The organism is Floridaenema aerugineum BLCC-F46, from assembly GCF_041929345.1.
In the GTDB taxonomy this organism is placed as follows: Bacteria; Cyanobacteriota; Cyanobacteriia; order Cyanobacteriales; family Aerosakkonemataceae; genus Floridanema; species Floridanema aerugineum.
In genome coordinates, this window is sequence record NZ_JBHFNQ010000007.1 from 1 (window position 1) to 19,174 (window position 19,174).

Sequence of the window (19,174 nt, forward strand, 5' to 3'; positions counted from 1 at the left end):
TTCTTATTGCTGGCTGGTTGCTGTTAATTCTGTCCCAATCGCAGATAATCCTGGCTCAATTCACCAACATAGTTGCAATTAATCCTGGCTCAGAATGCTCGTTATTGCTGGTCGGAGTGTTTCTTATTGCTGGCTGCTACAATTAACCTTCTTAACTCTGGGTTGATTTACATACCTCCTCAATGCGTGTTAATTTTTATGGTGTTGAATTAAGGTTGGTATTGTTAAGCCTTCGCCTCTAAAGTGGTTACTCTTTCCCGCAGAAGGGATAGTTCCATTTGCTGCTCTTTGATGACTTTAGTCAGCACTGCCACAATTTCTAACGCGCAAACTCCTTTTTTCTCATGAGTCGCTAATAAGTCCGGCACATCTTCTGCAATAAATCCAACTGTGAGTCCTTTTTCCGGATCTTCTCGATAATTGAATTTGACTGGATTTAGACCTGCCAATGTCTTAATTGCTTCTTGAGTGGAGAAATCAGTAATATTTTCCTTTAGTTCTCTAGATGATGCCTGTACCAATTGTCCCCCGACATAGAGATCGAACTTGACAGAGAGATTGCCATTTGGTACCTCGACCTGACCATTGTTTTTCATAGTCAGTAACGTTTTGTTTGCAACTGACGATTGAAATCCTGTTTCTCCTTCGGCTTTGCCAGTATTTGTAAACATAAATTTACCGTCAGAGCCACCATCATAGCTAATCTCGTATTTCCAGTTAGCTCCTGTGTCAAAAAACTTGATACTTCCTCCCTGACCTTTGTCGTCTGTAGGTTCATAAATATGTAGTTTGCCTGATGGTGTTTTTGTACCAATGCCGACGTAACCGGAAGGCATTAAGGCGATATGATCATCTCCATCGTTGGATATACCTATTTCCAAAGTACAAGCTTCATCTGTTCGTGCGTAATAACGAATCCAAGCAGCATCATCACCACCACCACCAGGATCTTTTGGAAACATAATCCCTGATGTTTCAGAATTGCCAGCACTTGGCATGATAGCTCCATTGGCGACTTGTAGCTTTGCTAGCGGAGTGGTTGTCCCGATGCCAACGTTGTTTTTTGTGTAAGAGATGGGGGCACCATCCACACCTTGCCATTGACTGCTGCTTGGAGGAGAGATTTGGAAAGCTAATTTCTCTTGAGTGATAGACTTATTAGCGATTTTGTCAGTCGTGACGGCACCGTTGCCAATCTTGTCGGCATTAATGGCTTGGCTGGCAATCTCATCACGCGATATTATCCAAGGAACACCATTTTTGTAAAACTGTGTGGCGTTGATGATGCCTTGAACGTCGAGGTTGAATGCCGGGTTGTTTTTCCCGATGCCAATGTTACCATTGGATTGAATTCTTAGCCTTTCTTGTAACTTATTCGTAGGTGCCCCAGACTGCTTGGTATAAAAAGCTATATGACTAGAAGCGGAGCCGTCATCAAGGGATTGTATTCGAGCAGTTGGGTCATCTTGACCTACGTCATACCCATTAAAATCAATAGCTACCCCAGCACCTGTTCCACCTAAACTGTTTTGTAGCGTCAATACAGCTCCTAGTTTGTTGCTTACATCTTTTCGGATTTCTAAAAGTGATTTTGGCGTTGTCGTCCCGATGCCAACGTTGTTTTTTGTGTAAGAGATGGGGTCACCATCCACACCTTGCCATTGACTGCTGCTTGGAGGAGAGATTTGGAAAGCTAATTTCTCTTGAGTGATAGACTTATTAGCGATTTTGTCAGTCGTGACGGCACCGTTGCCAATCTTGTCGGCATTAATGGCTTGGTTGGCAATCTCATCACGCGATATTATCCAAGGAACACCGTTTTTGAAGAACTGCGTGGCGTTGATATTGCCTTGAACGTCGAGCTTGAACTGAGGGTTGCTTATGCCGATACCAACGTTGCCACCGCTGTAAGAGATAATGCCACTGTTACCACTTACCCATTGACTGCTTGTAGAGGGTGGTAAATCTTTTATTTTCTTTATGGGTATCGACCCATCTTTCATCTTGTTGCCATCAATGGCGGCGTTATCGTCAATGTCATCATTAGTGATTTTCCAGGGTTGACCATTTTTGTTGAACTGCGTGGCGTTGATGACACCTTGAACGTCGAGTTTGAAAGTTGGGTTGGTTTTCCCGATGCCGATGCCAACGTTGCCGCTGCCGTCGTAAAAGATACTACCGCTACCGCTAGAACCGTCTTTCCATTGACTGCCTGGAGAGGGTGAGAAATCTTTTAATTTCCCTATAGGTATGGAATTATCCTGAATCTTGAGACCAGAGATTTTATTGTCGTCAATGTCATCATTAGTGATTTTCCAGCGTTGACCATTCTTGTAGAACTGCGTGGCGTTGATGATGCCTTGAACATCGAGGTTGAAGCTGGGAGTGGTTGTACCGACACCGACCAAGCCATTCGTGTTGAGATAAATTCCGGAAGTTCCGGCTGCCTGGAGTTGCAGAGGGCTGTTGCCAATCGTGCCTAGAGTGGCGACATTTTCCGAGTTGACAGCTAGCTTGAGTAGGATACTACCTGCTCTTTCCAGTAAGATTTTGGCTTCTTGATTGTCGTTTCTCCAAATATGTAGTTGGGCGTCTGAGTCACCACCAGTACCGATGTAGGTTTGTTGAGTAACTCGAAGATTGTCAAAATTTTGTTCTGCCATTACTGTCTCCTTTGTTAGTTGTTTTTTTGTTTGAAAATTAGCGGTATGTAACCTATCGTCATAGCTGTTTGCTATTGGATATTCACAAACACTGAAATGTAACCCGTTCCTTTTTCAAGTGGATCTAATGCCTTGCCAATAATGCTGCCCAATTTTGGATCTGTAGCTTTTTTGGCGTGACCAGGTTTGTTAGAAGTTGTCAACAAATCTCCCACTTCAATAGGGATGTCAGTGGCATCAGCTTTACAGTGAGCAAATACTCCCAGTGTGACCAGGTATAACTCGCCGCCATCCTCGATGAAGCTTGGATCTTCCGGTTTCACTCTGGTATCTGGTTGTCCTGGTTCTGGGATGGCTTCACTATCGACGATGCCAATTACCAATGTGTCGTTTTCTCGATCTGCCAGGGTGACTTCGGCAATGGGAATTTTATTTTGAGAACCCCGAAACTGCGTAACCGGAGTTCCTTTGAGTTTAACGACATCTCCTGTAGTCAATCGTTGTCCACTGGCATTGATGAAGGTATCTGAAATGTGACCTGAATTGAGTCCTCCAGCAAAATTAGCTTTGCCGTCAACGTTGAGTGCATAACCTGGTGTTAGAGCAGTGGTATAAATTCCATAAACGTTTTTACGGCCAGCGATCGCAACCACCGCAGCAGCAGGGATGGTCTTGTTGGGATCAGGCGGTACATCAGCCGTCTCTGCGACTTTCGCCACCAAGCCATAGGAATCGCTAGAAGAAGTATTTAAGACAAAAACAGAACCTTTGTCCGTTATAGAACTCCTCGTATCCGGATTGTAGATCCCCGGAACATTAACTTGCACAAAAACACGTTTACTGACTTTACTTTTTGTCGCATCCAGAACATTATCTACCGTAGTTCCGTGGGGATTTGTTCCGGCATCTGTTAAATCAAGAGAACTATGTTTGATCTTACCACCCTCTCCATCCCTGTGGTTATGATTGTTACCGTTGGTAACTAGTTTTGACCTTATAACATCATCAAGATTATTTTCCTTAATCGATTTATCGGTGATACCAATTTTGCTTCCCGCTAGCTTGCGAACACTCAAATCTACGCTAACAATTTTGCCATCAGTACCAATAGTTAGAAGTGCCAAACGTAGGTAGGTATTTTCATCAGAAGGAACGTTGGTTTGCTCATAACATTCAATCTTTGGTTGTTCAAGCCACCGTGTTTTTCCTTCACCTCCTCCCGCCGGGGGATCGTCTGATTCCTGCTCAAAGTAGGAAATCACCAGAAATACTTTCTGCTGATCTTTGAAAAGATTGCCTTGGTTGTCTTTCACTGCTACTGGCTGACTTTGGGACAATAGAATTTGTCTACCCTTCCCATCGATCGCGGTGCCAGGGCTTACCTGTGCATCAGTTGCACCCGCAGAAGCTGTAACTGTTAGACCGTCAGCAATACCGGGAGTGTGTAGCAGCCGATTGTGGCGTCTTTGTCTGTCAACGTGGTAGTTTTGCTCGTCTATGAAATCCTGTTCTTGCAGGAACTGGTTGTTAAAGTAACGTAGCCGCTTAGTGACGTAATCTGGCAACTTGTAATCTGCCATAAGGATATCTCCTGAATCAAAAATTCCTAATTACTGGGTTGAGCTTTTTGGGGTATATCGCCAAGTAAGGTATTTACCCCAATAGTTGCTCGTTCGGGCACCCCTACTTGGATAGTGCTTGGCACTTCAATATCTAGGTCATAGAAGGTGTGGGCTGGCTTTTCCTGGTCAATGATGGCTTTGGCAATCTGTCCTTTACGCTTAAGGTTCAGGTCTTCTAGCTTTTCCAGGATGATTTTGACTTTGAAGTAATGAGGTAAACCTTCACTAATTCTGGTGTCCTTCCCAACGGTAGAAACCACACCAATTTGCATCGTTTCGCGGAACTCGTTGACCTCAACGCCCATGCCAGTGTAGGACTTGAGCATCTCTATCATTCCCGCTTTAGTACCGCGCTTTTGATAGAGAGAAACTATTCGGCTAATAAATCGGCGTTGAGCTTCTACTTCCCAGTCATCTCGTAAACTGAGAGCAACCCAACCAGCTAACCAACTGAGAAATTCTTGTGGTGTGCGTTGACGGTTTTCTACAGGTAGAGATTCATTGCCAATCGGATCGAACAGGGTGGCAATTGAGGCGATCGCTTCTTCCAGTCCTTTGTCTTGAAACTTAACATCATCCGTTAGTTTTGGCAATGATAGGCCGTCATTAATTCCCAGCAACACTTTTTCAAAAGCTAGGAGAAATTGACCTAGAAACGGATCTTCCTGGTAAATAGGAGGTAGGTAATTGAGTAATTGATTGGGCGATCGCACTGGCATGGTTATCCTCCGGTGACTGTGACTGAAGTATCCGCTGGAGAGATGGTGATACGTCCCCCATCTTTAGGTATCTGGATATCTCTCTTTTGAATCTGGAAATTTACCAATTCATTTGCTTTTAATTCCACAGCACTAAGTTGTCCGTTAACTCTCAGTTCTCGCTGCTTATCTTCAACTACAATTTCATCTTCTGGTACTTTTGTTGTTGAGTTTCCTGTTCTTTCAACCTTTTCAACATAATCTATGCCTGGTTGCTTGTCTAGTAATTCGTAAATTTCTGATAAATAAACATTGCGACCAAATTCCCATCCTTTACCCTCTTGTCCACCTTTTAGCGGACTAAAAAATTTTCGTAGTGCTTTAATGACTTGAGGAAGAACGCTGTCTTTTTTACTAGGTTCTTTAGCCTCCAAATTATCATCTAAATCTTCAAGTTTTATTTCTTTGGCTCCCGGTTTGAGTACAAGCGTTATCTGTACCCGAATTGTCAGATAGCGCGGCCCTACCAGATGCAGCCGAGTCGTGAGCAACCGCTTTGGTTCAAGGTAAGCCCAAACTTCTTGGAGCAATTCATCAGTTGGTTGCAATTGAGAATTGGGTTGAGGTTTGTCTGGAACAATGACAACACTGACATGGCCCGGTCGTTCAGAGTCAATTACAACTGTGCTGGAATTGGGTGATTCTAGGTTACGGTGGGGAAGACAACGGGCACGAGCAACGTTCTGCGGACTCTTCTTATCCGTCGTTTGGTTGAATGCTAGAGCCAGTTCCTCAAAGTCCTTACAGGTAACAGCACGGTTTGCTTTGCGGAGGTTTACTACCGTCTTGCGAATTTCTTCATTCAACGTTTTCTCATCTAGAAGTTTCGGTTCTCCTTTTTCATTGAAGAGAGGGTATTTATTCTCAGTAATCAGATTGAGAAAAGTCTGTTTATTGGCATTTGTGACTCTGTTTAGCCGATAATTCAGCATTTCGGTCAGATAGGCAAACAATTCAATCAGCGTAATGCCAGGATCGGAAGGATTGTGGTTCGTCCATTCCGGCGCGTAGGTGGGAATCAGGCTGAGGGCTTCTTGAACTAGATCGTCGTAAGTACGATTGTCTAAGTTGGGAAGTTGTATAGGCATAAAAGTTGGTTATGGAGATTTTTTTTAGAAGCAACTAAGAACAAATAGCAATTTTTTACACTTCTTCAAGCCATAAGTTGATGGTGTGGATGCCGGAATACACCAAGAAGCGACCTGTATCTTGAATTTTTTCAACATTATTTTGTTCTCCAATTTTCTCTATTTTCAAACTGCGAATATGATCGACACCGGGAACTGCTTCAAGTAGGGCGTAGAAATCTGATCGGTGAGGTCGCCGACCAAATGTCCAACCGTTGCCATCAAGACCGCCCGTCAGAGGATGTAAAAAGTCGGTCAAGGTTTTGTTGACAGCTTGTTTTACGGTGCTGGCTCCGTCTGGAGATGTGAGGGCAATGTCGGCGATGACACTTACCTCCACATAAAGCGGTCCCACTACCCAAATTTTTGTGGTGGCGATCGCGTGAGTTTCCAGATAATCCTGAACGCGAGCTAGTAAATTCAGCGTCGGTAAGGGTTTTTTGTCAAGCGATCGCGGTACGATAATCACGCTCACCTCTCCAGGGGCTTTAGGAGGCTGGTCTGATTTGTTTACATCCAGCGGATTGGCGTGCAGGTTAAGTAAGGGTACGCATTTGGCTCGCGCTACCTCTGGTGTTGCTAGCATTGCTAGGTCTTCATAGTCTTCAAAGGTAACAGCACGGTTGCTGTGGCGAACGGTACGCGGCGATCGCTCTGTTAGCGATTCTATGGTTTCGGCATCAGCACCGCCTGTAGCAGCTTCGGGATTGGTAACGCTGTCTATGTAAGGAACAGTGGTTTTGAGTTGGACAATAGTATTTGCGGGTTGGTTGCCGATTGTGCCACCACCCGTTTGATACTTTCTCAAGCGCAAATTGCCGATGCCGATTGGGGGAATCAATCCATTTAAGCCGTCGCCAAAGCGAATTTCTCCAGTGATGCGATCGAGGACGTAATGGCGATCGCGCGGGTTTGAAGCATAAAAATCGGTCACTTGTTGCCAGCGCACCCAAATTGCTTGCGGTTGTTCGTTGATATCAGGAATTACTGAAATCGCATCCTCACCATGTACGTTTTTGATACGATCCTGTTCTAGTGCGGAGGGGATTTCTGGCTCTCTGACTTCTAAATATTCACCGTCCAAAACGGGCGATCGCGTGGTGCAAAAAACCAGATTTTCTGCCCCATTGCTGGAACCGAGAATTTCATTGCTGATGGTGACGGTTTGGGAAGCGATCGTAGTGTTGAGTAATATCCGCCGTAATCTGGGTTCAATATCATAATTGCCACTTTCCCATCGAACGCTTAGCCAGTAGCGCTCAGGTAGTCCAAAATCTTCGCGAGGTGCGATATTGCTAGGTGGAAGTACGTCCACCAAACCTGAGCGAGTAAAGTTTTCTGAGTCATCCCGAACAGTTAGATTAATCCATTCCTTACCGTTCCAATACTGCCAAGAAAGATGTAATCGCTTGTTGGTTCCGAGATCCTGCTTAGCAACGGCTTCAAAATTGGGGGTATACTTTGTGTCTGCTACCCGAAAGAAAAGGCTGAGAGGACTATTGGCAAAATGGCGATCGATTGGCAAAGAAAAACCCAGGTAGAGCGTTGGTTTGTCGTCTGCGATCGCGCCAAAAGGTTCAAAGGGCGCAAAAGTACCATTATCAGCCAGCTTGATTTCCTGCTCATTAAAATCGTTGTAAGTGATGATTTTTTCTAAGGCAAATTCAGGAGTGTTGAGCGTGTAACCCACACGTAGATACTCAATGGCAGGCGGTACAAAAGAAGCTGGGATGAGTTCGTACCGACCTGGAACTTCCTGATACCTAGCGCCTTTGCCATAGTCACCAGCAATTATTCGCACGCGAATCCAAAAGTTTTCAATGCCATTAACTGTTGTTAGCTGCGGGATAAATGATGGTTGTAGAGTAAAGGTGATCTGAAGATTTTCCCCAACGTTAGTAAAGGCATTTGTTGAGTCTTGAAATGCAGTTGCTAATTCATCAGGATTCGAGCCGTCGCGCCGGGAGGTACCAATAGCTCGCCATTTTTGGGTTTGTCCGTCCCAAACTTCCCACTTTAACTGTGGGTTCTGATTTTCTTTAAATTTATTTATAGTTTCGCGTTCTAAGCCCAGGAATAGAAGAGGATCGATGAGGTCAATTTCTAGGGTGACAGTGGCCCCACTTTTTGAGAAAGCTTCCTGGTTTGCTAGATAAAATGTATCGCTAAATTTTGGTTGCTCACCAAATGGGAAGAACTGTTTACTTAAATCAATTGGCAATTGATTGATAAATGCTTCCTCGACCACCAGTGATGATCGAGTAATGCTAAGGGCGAATTCGATGGCATTAATTTTAGGTAGTTCAGTAGAGCGTACTTTACCCGACAGAGGAGGCGCTTGGGAATTGGGGACAGGAGCGATCGCACTCTTTAAAACACAGCGCAACCAGCCAATTTCTGAAGCTGTCTCGCTAGTAGCAAAAACAGAGGTCATGGCAGCAAAGGTGAGTTGATTATCGCCTTGCAGTCCCAGATTTTTAGCACCCAGTCTTGCTTCAGTTGGTTCTCGATCTTGCCATTTTTCACCATCCCACATCTGCCATTGCACCTGTGCATTATCTCCCAGCGATTTGGATAGGCTAATGGTCAAGGTCAAATTGACGCTCAAGGTCGAATTTTGAGTTTTGGGAAAGCCCAAAATTTTGCGATGCCCGATTTTGAGAATGTGTTCTACGGGCTGCTTTCCTCTGAAAATCGGTGCTTCCAGTATTGATGTAGTAGTATCGGTCGTGGGAATTTTAGCGATTTCACTATAGTCAGCGTACTTATCTTGCTCTGAGTCGCGAACAAATACTGCCTCAAGTGTTGCCGCCGTCACCACCAAATCGCGTTCTGTTTCAAAAATTACTGGCTCCTCATCACCCTCAGCCGATGGTGCTGCCACTTGAGTTCCGGCGGGTACTGTGGCATCAACCTCACTACCAACGGCAAGGGAGAACAACAACGGCACTCTAGCGGGTTGGGGTGGTAGTTGCGAAGCACCCAGTAGGTTGAGAAACGCCAAGAAATTTTTATTGGGTACTTGGTTAAGCCGTTGAATGATGATTTCGGCGTAACGGGCAAATACACCGATTAATGCAGCGCTGATACCTTTGGGCTTGCCTGTAGCTGCATCAAACTCTTGCCAATCTGGTGCGTATCCCTGCCAGTTTGGTAAAGAAGTTGCATCTGTAGCAGATTTGAGCAACAGTTCTTGTACCTGTTTGACAATATCTGCTGCTGTGCGCGAGTCAATTGGAGGCGGTTTGTTAGTCATCACCCTGCACCCATTTCTAGATAAAACGGATAAACCAGGTTGAAGGCGTTATTGGTCGCTCGTACTTCATAATCAATGCTGATGAGCAGTTTGGAACCTTCACTATCAGAAACAGGAGTCACTTGAACATCCAACACATCAATGCGTGGTTCAAACAGCAGCAACGCTTCTCGCACAGCTTGAGAAACCTTGCCAGCAGTTGAAGGTGAATTTACTTCAAACACCAAATCGTAAATGCCGCAGCCAAAATCTGGGCGCATTACTCGTTCACCTTTGGCAGTACCCAGGATGATCCAAATCGACTGACGAACGCTTTCTTCATACTCTGCGGCAGCGATCGCGCCATTTGGAACAGTCACGGGAAAGCCTACACCTACTCCTAGAAACTTTTTAGCCATATTCCTGTACCTGTCAGCCTCCAATTAATACTGTGCCCGTAGCAATTACTCGCCCTATCGGTAGATCGATGGGGTCATTGCAAGTTAGAGCCGTATCGCCAGCGCGTGCTGCCATCTTGCCGTTAATTCTGACTGTGAGGCTACCCATTTGGACTATGCCTTTATTACTAGGTATTTTTAGAAAAGCAATACCCGGTGGGGTGGGAATATGGGGAGGCATATTAATAGCAATGCTACCTACTGTGGCAGCTGGTTTTCCCATAATTTTGACATTTGTACTGAGATTGCCGTTGATAGTTCCTTTAAATGGATGCGGCAATGGTACGGCATTTGGTATTGGTGGGGTAAACACTAAATGTGTATCTATGGCGAAGATTGTATCGCCTAATTTTGCTGCTGGTCGTCCCATAATGATTTTGGATTTTGGATTTTAGATTTTGGATTTTTATTTGTTAATAGCAGCTAACAAATAATTAATTGAGATTGATTATTGCGCCTTTGATATTCATTTCGGCAGTAGCTTTGAGATCCATTTGAGTTTTGGCATTAATGTTGGTTCTAGCTGAAGATTGAATGTCAATTTCTTTAGCGTCCAGCTTAATGATTCCTCTGGGAGCCGACAGTGTAATATCTTTATCTGACGTGATACTAATAGTATTTGTTGCTGTCTCAAATTTTATACTATTCTTGTTAGTTTTGTCGATAATTTCGATAGTTTCCTTTCCTTTTTCGTCATTTAAACGAATTACATGACCACTACGAGATTTGATGAGACGAATGTCATTTTTTCCCGTTTTATTAGTTTCGGGTGGTGTATCTTTTCCATTCCACAAACTACCAATAATGTAGGGAAAACGCACATCACCCTGCTCAAATACAACTAGCACTTCGTCATCAATTTCTGGTAGAAAATAAATGCCCCGTTGCTTACCTGCCATTGGTGTGGCAATGCGTGCCCAATGGCTTTCATCTGCATCGCTCAACCAAGGAAATTTGACTTTCACCCGTCCGAGGTTGTTAGGGTCTTTATTGTTTGTAACAACACCAACCACTACGCCGTAAATGCGTGAAGCGATCGCTTGCTGTGCCTGAGTATCAATCAGCATTTCAAATAAATCCACGTTCCCTTAACTCCTATTTGAATTTGGAATTTACAAAGCGTTCCGGCAAAATTTGAAATGGGTGTAGTAACCCCCGCGTCCCAAGTGGCTACTCCTGGCGCTGAGGCGGTGACTTACTGAAGTCAGATAGTACTGACCTCTAAACTGCTTACCGATGCGATCGCCATCGATTTTGATGACTTTGCCAGCCCGTAAATCAGTACGTCCCTGACAAACTCCTTCACCTGTAATTAGTGCCAGCACTCCCTGATTGAAGTTGGCTTTGGCAAGCTGATCGGCTTCGGCTTGGGTCATAATCGGGTGATAACTTATAACTCCAGTAGCCTTACCAAAAGCACTTTGGCTCAGTGCCGCCCCACTATTTCGCCCGCCCATTTTCGAGACTTCACTCCCAGCGATCGCTTGTCCAACGATTTTAGTTTTGTTTTTGAAATCCCAACCTTGTACAGTGGTTTGAGCAACCTGACCGATCGCACTAACACGAGGATAGAACTCCAGCAGATCTTCCTTAAACGTCAAGGTCAAAATTTCCGGCTTGGCATTAGCGACAGGTCGGAAAAACAGTTTTTTGTCTTCCACAAGCACCTCATACTGAATCTGACGGGCACGGGTTTGCAAAAATTCCATATCGGTTTGATTTGCTTGCAATACATACTCGTGAATCACTTTGCTATCTTCTATCTGGGGAGTTAACCCGGCATCAGAGGCAATTTGCCTTGCAATGTCGCTATCTTTGCGTTGGAGAAACGAGCGAGTTTTGCGCCCTCTTTGCAAACGATGACGGCGATCATAACCGCGCACAGTCAAGCTAGGCTGTGAACTGTAATGAAACTCTGGTTCTAGCGCAGTAATTTCACCTGTAATCAGCTGCTCTAATTTATCTTGGAAGTAACCCAGTTTGACTTTGACTTCATTGCCGATCTTAATTAGATTGGCATCGTCAATCAATTGAATGTCAGTTCTAGGAACTTCTTCGTCTAATCCGGCAAATTCTAAGGTAAACATACTGGGTAAGTTTACTTCCTCATCAACTAAAATCCGAATTAGTTGTAATTTGTCTTCTAGTTTCAAAGGCGAACCGTTAATAAGAACATCAAAATCTGGTAGATACAATTCGTCAGTGGGAATTGACATAACGCCACCTCAATCCTGTTCTGGAATGCTTAAAAAACTGCCAATCTTCAGGTAACGCGGATCGTCTAGACTGTTAGCCTCCGCAATTATCCGCCATCGCTTCGGATCGCCGTAAAGTTGGGCTGCAATACTGCTCAATGTGTCGCCGCGTTTGACGACATGGGTGGTGAGTTCGGGGTCAGTCTGACGTTGGTCGTCTAAAGGCTTTAAGTATTCCTTGAAAGTGATACTTAATGTAGCCCGAACTGGAGTACCGTCTCTTTTAAAGAGCGTAAAAGTTTGTGTTAAGTTCGTGACAACTCCCTTAAAAGGGAAATCGGAACCACTAGGAGCATTCCCCCAACTTACTTCACAAACTGGCGGTCTTTTGGTAGAACGTTGGATACGGGTAAGTTCTACAATGTCGTTGGTTTTTTCCCGGACATCAGCAATTTTTACACCATCAATTGGTTCAGTAACGTCAAAAAAAAGTTCATTGAAGGTGAGTTCGCGACATTCACCACCACCAAACCTTAATCCAGGGGCGTTGAGCAATTCTTGTGCTTTAGAGTTTTGTGAACCCGAATTATCTACACTATTCCAGGAAACAGCCTTGGTAATAGAAAAAGAATTGGGATTGAAAGATACCTTGATTAGTTTTAAGCCTGAGTCTGGCTTGATTTCTAACTTTTCTACTGTTTGCGATAAACCTCCTGCTAATACCATAAATTCATCCCCCGGCGTTCCCGTTCAACAGTTAACTGACGATAGAGAATACGGCTCACTTGTTCGGCAATTTCTGCCACATTTACTGCTTGGACTTGTGTTGTTGTTTGCGCTGGTATTGCTCCATTATTGCCAGACATTGGATTGGCTATTTGTCCTGCGCTTTTAAAAGAGGTAGGGTGAGATGTTGTCAAGGATTCACGGGCAATCTGTTTCTGAACAATTGCAGGGCTGATTGCAAGAGGCAAACTATTTTGATTATTACTACTGGTAACATGGGGCAAGGAGTGCCCTGATGAGGGTTCGCTAGTATTTTTACGCCAAATCATGTTCTGATGCCCTGTAGAGTTTGCAGTGACGGGAATTTCTGAAGCGATCGCTAGTGGCGTTGTGGCTGTTGAATGCGATCGACCAGAAGCAACTTTAAACTCCTTAAAGGAGTTATCTACCTTGCCAGAAGTATCACGCATCACTAAAGGCATTTCTGCCAGTTCTTTGAACACTGGTTGTGCGGTTTGAGTAATTCTAGTCGGTTGTTCATCTGATACATTACTGGTAGAGAGTTCAGCAGTTCCGTGACTAATCCGTTTTGGCAATATCAGTAATTCTTCAGCGTGTTTTGCTCGACTGTCTTGAATAACTTTTTCAACTGTAACTGGTTGATGTTGAGTTTTGTTTAAGGGGGCATTTGCAAAATTATTTAGTGTTGAATTTTTTTTAAAAGATGGTCTTTTGATTCTTGCTTTACCTGATGGTAAATTACTATATTTCCAGCGATCGCTACTGTTATCAGAGCCTTGTAAAGCTTCCTGATTAAGGCGTTTTGGCAAAATTAAATTTGGCTCAAATTGTTGTAATGACTGCAAGCTTTGAGTAATTTCCCCAACTACATGAGGCTGGTTTTCAGTGGGATTTTCCGAGAGAATTGCAACATTCTGTTGAGGATTACTTTTCCTAACAGATGATTTTTCAGTCTCACTTTGAGATGAAGGGCTGAGATTAAACTCACTACTATTAGAACTTTGCAAAATGTCTTGATTAAGGCGTTTTGGTAAAATCAAATCCGATTGAGCCTGCTGTAATGACGGCAAGCTTTGAGTAATTTCCCCAACTACATAAGGCGGGTTTTCAGTAGCATTTTTCGAGGGAGTTGCAACATTATGTTGAGGATTACTTTTCCTAATAGATGATTTTTCAATCTCACTTTTAAATGAAGGGCTGAGATTAAACTCACTACTATTAGAACCTTGAAAAATGTCTTGATTAAGACGTTTGGGCAAAATTAAATTCGGCTCGGCTTGTTGTAATGATTGCAAGCTTTGAGTAATTTCATCAACTACAGGAGGCGGGTTTTGAGTGGGATTTTCCGAGAGAATTGCAGCATTCTGTTGAGGAGACTTTTTGTTAATAGATGATTGTTTAATGCCAATTTGGGATGAATTGCTGAGATTAACCTCACCACTCTCAGAACTAGGAAGATTTTCTGGGTTAATACGTTTTGGTAAAATTAAATCCGATTGAGCCGATTGTAATGACTGCAAGCTTTGAGTAATTTCACCAACTACAGGAGGCTGGTTTCGAGTGGCATTTTCCGAGGAAATTGTAACATTCTGTTGAGGAGCGTTTTTGTTAACAGATGATTGTTCAATCCCAGTTTGAGATGAAGTACTGAGATTAACCTCACCACTCTCAGAGCTAGGAAGATTTTCTGGGTTAATACGCTTTGGTAAAATCAAATCCGATTGAGCCTGCTGTAATGATGGCAAGCTTTGAGTAATTTCATCAACTATAGGAGGCTGGTTTCGAGTGGCATTTTCCGAGGAAATTGCCACATTCTGTTGAGGAGCGTTTTTGTTAATAGATGATTGTTCAATTTCAGTTTGAGATGAAGTACTGAGATTAACATCACCACTATCAGAGCTAGGAAGATTTTCTAGGTTCATACGTTTTGGTAAAATTAAATCCGATTGAGCCGATTGTAATGGCTGCAAGCTTTGAGTAATTTCACCAACTATAGGAGGCTGGTTCTGAGTGGCATTTTCCGAGGAAATTGCCACATTCTGTTGAGGAGCGTTTTTGTTAATAGATGATTGTTCAATCCCAGTTTGAGATGAAGTACTGAGATTAACCTCACCACTCTCAGAACTAGGAAGATTTTCTGGGTTAATACGTTTTGGTAAAATTAAATCCGATTGAGCTGATTCTAATGGGTGCAAACTATGGATAATTTCATCAACTATAGGAGGTGGGTTTTGAGTGGAATTTTCCAAGGTAATTGTAACATTCTGTTGAGGAGAGTTTTTGTTAATAGATGATTGTTCAATCCCAGTTTGAGATGAAATACTGAGATTAACCTCACCACTATCAGAGCTAGGAATATTTTCTGGGTTAATAGGTTTTGGTAAAATTAAATCCGATTGAGCCTGCTGTAATGGCGGCAGGTTTTGAGTAATTTCATCAACTACAGGAGGCTGGTTCTGAGTGGCGTTTTCCGAGGGAATTGCAACATTCTGTTGAGGATAGTTTTTACTGACAGATGATTGCTCAATACCCGTTTGGAATGAAGGGCTGAGATTAACCTCACTACTATCAGAACCTTGTGAAACATCTTGGTTAAGGCGTTTGGGCAAAATTAAGGACTTGTCAACTGGTTGGGATATGTTTTGTGCAGATACAATTTCTGTAGCAACACTTGGTTGGTTTGTGGTTTGAATGGATGTTTCAATTGATTGAGAATATCTAGAATTTTCACTTACAGACCTCTGGTTTGAGGGTTCATTGGATGAGGAAACTACCTCAGTAGAATTAGGATCTGTTGGATTTCTTTTAGAGAATAACTTACTTGAGCCAGTTTGAGAGGAAGCGATCGCATCCACTTTAGCTAAAGGAATTGCCTTGCGGCTGACGCGAAATTGACCAGAGAGAGGAGAATCTGAAGTGGTTGTTGGCGCAACGGGTTTGGCAATATTAAAACTAGATGGTGCTGCTGTTTGCTCTGGGGTAGGTAAAGTCAAAGTTCGTTCTCTGGGGATGGATTGCAAGGAGGCAGCGATTACCAAATCCGTCCCGTCTGCTGAGGCATTGTCTTGACTGCTGTAGCGTTTCTGTAGTTGGTCGAGGAATGCAGAACGCTGCACCATCCACCCAGGTACACGCGCAAACTGAGAGTCAAATGGGCGTATGTCAAGTATTCCCAAAGGTTCGGTGCGGCGGCGATCGAGGCGCTGGTTGAGTGCCGAAGATCGTAAGGCTTGAGTTGTTTCATTTACAGGTTGTTGAGATGATTCTGCCATACCAAAACTCCGAAACTGTTGAAACTGACCGAGCTAGCCAAGCGCTTACGCAAAGTGTGGTTTTTTGGCGATCGCGCTACTATGATTAGCTCAGCCCTTTGTGGAAAAGTTCTACGCTCTCAAAAGCAACGTCTCCAGAGTTTGCCCGAAATTCTGGCCCACTCCATTTGTAAGGAAAAGCTTCTTTAAAATTCCACCACTTCATCGGGATTTTTTGCTGGTTTAACAAATAAATTGTGCCGTTGCGACGTTTAAACTTACCTGTGTCAATTCCTTGAATCACCTCTTGATGCCAAGTCCATAAACCGGGAATCGGGGTAAGCCCATGTTTGAGGATAAGTGGTTGATATTTGGTCGGACCAATAAAGCGGTGTACATAGTCATTCATCCCGCCCTCCCGGTAATCATAGAATTCTGTCTCCACTTCCAGACCACTGCACTCAGAAAAGCCTCCCACTAAAAGTCCTTCTATTTCAATCAAGAAATTAAAAGCGAAAAAAGGATCGACAGAAACATTTAATACGCTAGTAGCAACAGTAAAGGCAGTATTCAGTCCCACGGACGGCATTAGATTAGCTCCTTGCGATCAAACTTGTTCGTTAAAGCGTTTATTGATATCAGCAATCTCTGCAACCCAACGCAAGCGCTCTGGATGCTCTAGGGCTAGAATATATTCGTGCGACCAGTGGAAGTGATAAGCGATGTAGGCTACCTCCTTATGCAGCCGCTCCAAGGGGTAGCCAGTTATCCCCCCATGCTAGTGAGTTCCACTTCAAACTCTTTTTCACAGTGGGGGCATTGGGTACGCACTCGGTCATGCCCATTTTGATTAATGCGGCAGTAGAGGTCTTGCAAATATGCCAGGTCGCCTGCAAACAAGCCCTCTATGACTTTGGGGTTGATGTACTCCAGTGTGCCAAGTTTGGCAACGACTCGCGATAGCAAAATCATCAGCAAATATGCCTGGTTACTACGCACGCGCGGATCTTTTAGAGGGGCAATTTCATCTAAGGCAGTTGCCAGACGCATGACACCTTCTCGATGCAAATTGCCGTCTTCATCAACGTAGCCGATAGGTAGAGTGAAAGAAAATTCAGTTTGTAGCATCAGCAACAAGTTTCTAGGAGAGATGGGGAACTCGCTTTTCCCCCCAAAATGGGGTTTAGAGACTTTAATCAAAGATGAAGTGACTTATATTGTTGACTAACCTTTCAGCATTTCCTCATGAACAATTTCGAGTGTTTCAATAGCAACTTCGTTGCTGGTAGCGTTAAAACTGGGACCTGTCCACTTTGAAGGCCATGCTCTACGTAGATTCCAGCGCAATTTCTCTTCTTGGGCTTCGTTGTACAACACGATTGACAAGTTTTTGCGTTCCGTTTTGCCATCGATCACCTTCTGCCGCCATTGCCAGAGTGTAGCTGAGTCGGTGATGCCGCGTTTGAGTGTAATAGGTGAGTATTTGTTTAATCCCGTTAGCTGACGCACATGATTAGGGTCGGTGCCTTCCCGGTATTCTACTGGATCGGTATTAGCATCCAGACCACTGCATTCCTGGAAACCTGCTTCGCTGATGCCATCAATTTCAACCTTAAAATTAAAGCCACGATAGGGGTCAGTAGGCATGGGAAATCTCCTGCGGATTTTAGTTGGGAATTTTTAAGTTTTGTATTTGGTTTATTTAAAGAGAGTGGAGCTTGGGGGGAGTGGGTTATCCGCTTTCGACGATGCCACTGCGTTGAATGATGCGGACAATGATGAATTCAGCTGGGGAACTAGGAGCCAGACCAATTTCAGTGAGAACCTCTCCTTTTTCGCGACTCTCTGGTGAATTAGTTTCGGCATCGCATTTCACGTAAAATGCCTGCTTGCGAGTTTGTCCCAAAAGGGCACCAGCTCGCCATAGTTGTTCCAGGTAAGAACTTAGCTCTCGTTCAATCCGCACCCACAGTTGCTCGGTGTTAGGCTCAAAGGTTACCCAAAACATATTTCGGTCAATCCAGCGTGCAAGGGTGAGGAATATCCGCCGGACGTTGATGTAACGCCAGTTTTCATCACTGCTTAGTGTTCGCGCTCCCCAGATGCGAATGCCTCTGCCTGGAAAAGCCCGCAAGCAGTTGATGCCAAGAGGGTTCAACTCGCCTTGAGTTGAGTTGTCGATCGCTACTTCCAGATCTAAAGCGTCAAAGATTTCTTCGTTGGCTGGGGCTTTGAATACTCCCCTAGTGCGATCGCTACGGGAAATGACTCCAGCTATGTGTCCGCAGGGTGGCACGAAGCGACCTTTCTCAATTCGATTGGGGTTATCAGGCTGGGGATAATTTTCGGTATTTTTGATCCAAGGATAGTAAAATACTCCGTTTACGGATTCCTGTTGATTCGCCGCTAGCCTTTCACGTTGAATTTTAATGTCTCCTATCTTGCTGGGCCACGCATCCAGTATGGCTATGCGATCGCCCAGCTTGGCACAATGTTTGAGTACTTCTTGCTGCACCCGGATGATGGCATCTTGCTCTGTTAAGGTCATCGCATCGGGAATTGCCACTAAGTCACTATCATTTAGGAGTTCTATAGCTTTAAGGGCATTTTTTAAAGCAACTTCTGGGTTTTGATTGGCAGCGGCACGAACCACATAGCAATGGGTACCACCATTCTCAAAAAAGCCAGTGATTGCTTCAGTCAGATAACTCTGCAATCGACTTTGGAAGTGGTTAGTAAACTCCTGCTTGCGGTGCAAGGTCACTACGGTATTTTGAGCGTTTTGGAACAATAATATTATTGCCTGTTTAAACGCCTTGTCTGACGATAGAGCTAGCAATTCCTCCCTAGCTGCGGTAGACATAACGCCTTGGAAAACTAGCAGCTTTTTGTCGTGGTCGTAATTGATACTCCCCTTTAAAGATGAGCTTAAGGATTCAGGTAATTGCACCCCTTGGGGTAAATTTTTCAGGGCAGCGATCGCATCTGCAAACCCAATAAATGCCGGAATGCCAGTAGGCAATATGGCTTGGGGTTGTAGAAAAAACTCTTCTTTATAGACCCCTGGAGTTTTATAGACTGTTGGCATTTGCTGCCTCCATTTCGTGCGTGCTGGGAA

General features: G+C 44.0%; 16 protein-coding genes. All 16 read right to left on the reverse strand.

The features are described from left to right. Positions 1–224 precede the first annotated feature (224 nt). A complete protein-coding gene (locus ACE1CC_RS00675; RefSeq protein WP_413268549.1) occupies positions 225–2,663 on the reverse strand; it encodes a tail fiber domain-containing protein in 2,439 nt (812 codons plus the stop codon). Between the two features lie 71 nt (positions 2,664–2,734). Beyond that, positions 2,735–4,243, reverse strand: coding sequence for a hypothetical protein (locus tag ACE1CC_RS00680; RefSeq protein WP_413268550.1), 1,509 nt, complete (start codon positions 4,241–4,243; stop codon positions 2,735–2,737). 26 nt (positions 4,244–4,269) lie between these two features. Further along, positions 4,270–5,004: a phage tail protein gene (locus tag ACE1CC_RS00685; RefSeq protein ID WP_413268551.1), complete on the reverse strand. Its 735-nt coding sequence runs from the start codon at positions 5,002–5,004 to the stop codon at positions 4,270–4,272. Positions 5,005–5,006: 2 nt separating this feature from the next. After that, positions 5,007–6,131 carry a baseplate J/gp47 family protein gene (locus tag ACE1CC_RS00690; RefSeq protein ID WP_413268552.1) on the reverse strand — a complete coding sequence of 375 codons (1,125 nt, stop codon included), beginning with the start codon at positions 6,129–6,131 and terminating at the stop codon, positions 5,007–5,009. Positions 6,132–6,186: 55 nt separating this feature from the next. Then, on the reverse strand, positions 6,187–9,426 hold the full coding sequence (locus ACE1CC_RS00695) for a putative baseplate assembly protein (RefSeq protein WP_413268553.1): 3,240 nt from the start codon (positions 9,424–9,426) through the stop codon (positions 6,187–6,189). Continuing rightward, positions 9,426–9,824 carry a GPW/gp25 family protein gene (locus ACE1CC_RS00700; RefSeq protein ID WP_413268554.1) on the reverse strand — a complete coding sequence of 133 codons (399 nt, stop codon included), beginning with the start codon at positions 9,822–9,824 and terminating at the stop codon, positions 9,426–9,428. Before ACE1CC_RS00700 ends, ACE1CC_RS00695 begins: the two co-directional genes overlap by 1 nt. 13 nt (positions 9,825–9,837) lie before the next feature. Further along, positions 9,838–10,233: a PAAR domain-containing protein gene (locus ACE1CC_RS00705; RefSeq protein ID WP_413268555.1), complete on the reverse strand. Its 396-nt coding sequence runs from the start codon at positions 10,231–10,233 to the stop codon at positions 9,838–9,840. 64 nt (positions 10,234–10,297) lie between these two features. Then, positions 10,298–10,945, reverse strand: a complete 648-nt coding sequence (locus ACE1CC_RS00710; RefSeq protein WP_413268556.1) for a phage baseplate assembly protein V — start codon at positions 10,943–10,945, stop codon at positions 10,298–10,300. Between the two features lie 30 nt (positions 10,946–10,975). Continuing rightward, positions 10,976–12,079, reverse strand: a complete 1,104-nt coding sequence (locus ACE1CC_RS00715; RefSeq protein WP_413268557.1) for a phage late control D family protein — start codon at positions 12,077–12,079, stop codon at positions 10,976–10,978. A gap of 9 nt (positions 12,080–12,088) precedes the next feature. After that, positions 12,089–12,784: a CIS tube protein gene (locus ACE1CC_RS00720; RefSeq protein WP_413268558.1), complete on the reverse strand. Its 696-nt coding sequence runs from the start codon at positions 12,782–12,784 to the stop codon at positions 12,089–12,091. Continuing rightward, positions 12,775–16,077, reverse strand: coding sequence for a hypothetical protein (locus ACE1CC_RS00725; RefSeq protein ID WP_413268559.1), 3,303 nt, complete (start codon positions 16,075–16,077; stop codon positions 12,775–12,777). Before ACE1CC_RS00725 ends, ACE1CC_RS00720 begins: the two co-directional genes overlap by 10 nt. Before the next feature lie 85 nt (positions 16,078–16,162). Next, positions 16,163–16,645 (reverse strand): phage tail protein, encoded by a 483-nt coding sequence (locus ACE1CC_RS00730; RefSeq protein ID WP_413268560.1) that lies wholly within the window; start codon positions 16,643–16,645, stop codon positions 16,163–16,165. A gap of 18 nt (positions 16,646–16,663) precedes the next feature. Beyond that, positions 16,664–16,810, reverse strand: coding sequence for a DUF6760 family protein (locus ACE1CC_RS00735; RefSeq protein ID WP_413268561.1), 147 nt, complete (start codon positions 16,808–16,810; stop codon positions 16,664–16,666). An 11-nt stretch (positions 16,811–16,821) separates the two neighbouring features. Continuing rightward, positions 16,822–17,184 (reverse strand): phage tail assembly protein, encoded by a 363-nt coding sequence (locus tag ACE1CC_RS00740; protein WP_413268562.1) that lies wholly within the window; start codon positions 17,182–17,184, stop codon positions 16,822–16,824. 96 nt (positions 17,185–17,280) lie between these two features. Beyond that, positions 17,281–17,703, reverse strand: coding sequence for a phage tail protein (locus ACE1CC_RS00745; RefSeq protein ID WP_413268563.1), 423 nt, complete (start codon positions 17,701–17,703; stop codon positions 17,281–17,283). An 85-nt stretch (positions 17,704–17,788) separates the two neighbouring features. Then, entirely contained in the window at positions 17,789–19,144 is a 1,356-nt protein-coding gene (locus ACE1CC_RS00750) for a phage tail sheath family protein (RefSeq protein WP_413268564.1), read from the reverse strand. Positions 19,145–19,174: the final 30 nt, after the last annotated feature.

What these genes read in the sequence shown, in the direction of transcription:
- ACE1CC_RS00730 (WP_413268560.1), bottom strand. Translation starts at nt 16,645, where the DNA reads ATGCCGTCCGTGGGACTGAATACTGCCTTTACTGTTGCTACTAGCGTA.
- ACE1CC_RS00695 (WP_413268553.1), bottom strand. Translation starts at nt 9,426, where the DNA reads ATGACTAACAAACCGCCTCCAATTGACTCGCGCACAGCAGCAGATATT.
- ACE1CC_RS00700 (WP_413268554.1), bottom strand. Translation starts at nt 9,824, where the DNA reads ATGGCTAAAAAGTTTCTAGGAGTAGGTGTAGGCTTTCCCGTGACTGTT.
- ACE1CC_RS00720 (WP_413268558.1), bottom strand. Translation starts at nt 12,784, where the DNA reads ATGGTATTAGCAGGAGGTTTATCGCAAACAGTAGAAAAGTTAGAAATC.
- ACE1CC_RS00725 (WP_413268559.1), bottom strand. Translation starts at nt 16,077, where the DNA reads ATGGCAGAATCATCTCAACAACCTGTAAATGAAACAACTCAAGCCTTA.
- ACE1CC_RS00715 (WP_413268557.1), bottom strand. Translation starts at nt 12,079, where the DNA reads ATGTCAATTCCCACTGACGAATTGTATCTACCAGATTTTGATGTTCTT.
- ACE1CC_RS00705 (WP_413268555.1), bottom strand. Translation starts at nt 10,233, where the DNA reads ATGGGACGACCAGCAGCAAAATTAGGCGATACAATCTTCGCCATAGAT.
- ACE1CC_RS00690 (WP_413268552.1), bottom strand. Translation starts at nt 6,131, where the DNA reads ATGCCTATACAACTTCCCAACTTAGACAATCGTACTTACGACGATCTA.
- ACE1CC_RS00750 (WP_413268564.1), bottom strand. Translation starts at nt 19,144, where the DNA reads ATGCCAACAGTCTATAAAACTCCAGGGGTCTATAAAGAAGAGTTTTTT.
- ACE1CC_RS00685 (WP_413268551.1), bottom strand. Translation starts at nt 5,004, where the DNA reads ATGCCAGTGCGATCGCCCAATCAATTACTCAATTACCTACCTCCTATT.
- ACE1CC_RS00745 (WP_413268563.1), bottom strand. Translation starts at nt 17,703, where the DNA reads ATGCCTACTGACCCCTATCGTGGCTTTAATTTTAAGGTTGAAATTGAT.
- ACE1CC_RS00680 (WP_413268550.1), bottom strand. Translation starts at nt 4,243, where the DNA reads ATGGCAGATTACAAGTTGCCAGATTACGTCACTAAGCGGCTACGTTAC.
- ACE1CC_RS00675 (WP_413268549.1), bottom strand. Translation starts at nt 2,663, where the DNA reads ATGGCAGAACAAAATTTTGACAATCTTCGAGTTACTCAACAAACCTAC.
- ACE1CC_RS00740 (WP_413268562.1), bottom strand. Translation starts at nt 17,184, where the DNA reads ATGCTACAAACTGAATTTTCTTTCACTCTACCTATCGGCTACGTTGAT.